The 809-nt window shown below is 77.0% G+C and carries 1 protein-coding gene; it reads right to left on the minus strand.

From position 1 onward, the window contains the following. The coding region (locus tag ABEB16_RS20795; protein WP_345714090.1) for a serine acetyltransferase at window positions 1-563 on the minus strand (563 nt) is incomplete at its 3' end. Between the last annotated feature and the right edge of the window lie 246 nt (window positions 564-809).

Below are 809 nucleotides of genomic sequence, written 5' to 3' on the forward strand. Positions count from 1 at the left end.
CGCGTGACCGGTGCCGCGGCACCGGGCGGCGCGGGATCCGGCGCCGCGCTCCGCGCCGGCAGCACGCGGGCCGGGCCGCAGACCACGGTCGCCCCCGGCGGGACGTCGTGCACCACCACGGCGTTCGCCCCGACGCGGCACCCCGCCCCCAGGTCGACGGCGCCCAGCACGGCCGCCCCCGAACCCAGGTAGGCGCCGTCGCCCACGTGCGGGGGGCGCCCGGCGTCGCGCACCCCGATGGTGACCCGGTGGTGCAGGGTGACCTGCGCGCCGATGCGGGCGTCGGGGTGCACCACGACACCGCGGCCGGCGTGGGGCAGCGTCATCCCCGGTCCGACGGCGACGCTGCGCGGCAGTTCCGCGCCGATGACGTTGCGGACCCACACCTGGTCGAGGACGCCGTGCAGCCGGCGCATCAGGAAGGCGCCCGCCCCCGGGCGCCCGTGCAGCACCTGGCCCATCCGCCAGACGGCGAGCGTGGCCAGCGATTCGCGCGAGGTGCGGTTGAGCGGGTAGTCGCTGCCCACCAGGTCGCGCCACTGCCGCCAGGCCGTCGGTGCCACGCTACCCTCCGCGTATCTCTCGTCAACGCCGCGTGCTCAGGGTAGCGTGACGTCGCGGTGGGGCCGCCGGTCCCGAGGTGCTCGGTGCTCGCGGAGCCACCGGTGCGGACCCCTCCGGGGCCGGCGTCGGAGCCGCTCCTCAGCGTCGTGGTCGACGAGCGCAGCGGAGAGGTGGACGTGCAGGCCGACGTGACCGTGGTGATGCCGGTGAAGGACCGCGCCCACCTCATCACGCGCTCCCTCGAC

Source organism: Kineococcus glutinatus, from assembly GCF_039542765.1.
Lineage (GTDB): Bacteria > Actinomycetota > Actinomycetes > Actinomycetales > Kineococcaceae > Kineococcus_A > Kineococcus_A glutinatus.